At 56.7% G+C, this 418-nt stretch carries 1 protein-coding gene; it reads left to right on the forward strand.

What is annotated here, in order from left to right; all coding sequences use genetic code 11:
- The coding region (locus KP705_RS18230) for a transposase (protein ID WP_215765320.1) at positions 1–418 on the forward strand (418 nt) is incomplete at both ends.

Here is a 418-nt window from a genome sequence, read left to right on the forward strand (position 1 = left end):
GCTGGACGCTGAAGTTCACGAAAGCGAAGCGGCAGGACGATGGAACCATGCCGTCGAGTGATCTCGCTATCCCATTCTTTGGCTACAAACCCCACGTCTCCATCGACCGGAAGTATCGGTTCATCCGCAAATGGAAGACAACAGATGCCGCCGCCAGTGATGGCGCGCGATTGAGAGAGGGGCTTCTGGATAAAGCCAATACCGCCTCAAGCGTCTGGGCCGATACCGCGTATCGCTCGAAAGCCAACGAAGACTTCATGGAAAAGCAGGGCTTTGTCTCAAAGGTCCACAGGAAAAAGCCGCATCTCAAGCCCATGCCCCGCCACATCCAGCGGTCCAACGCAGGGAAATCGGTGATCCGGTCGCGTGTCGAGCATGTCTTTGCCGATCAGAAATCGCAGACGGGTCTGTTCGTCCG

This window comes from Gluconobacter sp. P1D12_c (assembly GCF_018812105.1).
Classification (GTDB): Bacteria; Pseudomonadota; Alphaproteobacteria; order Acetobacterales; family Acetobacteraceae; genus Gluconobacter; species Gluconobacter oxydans_A.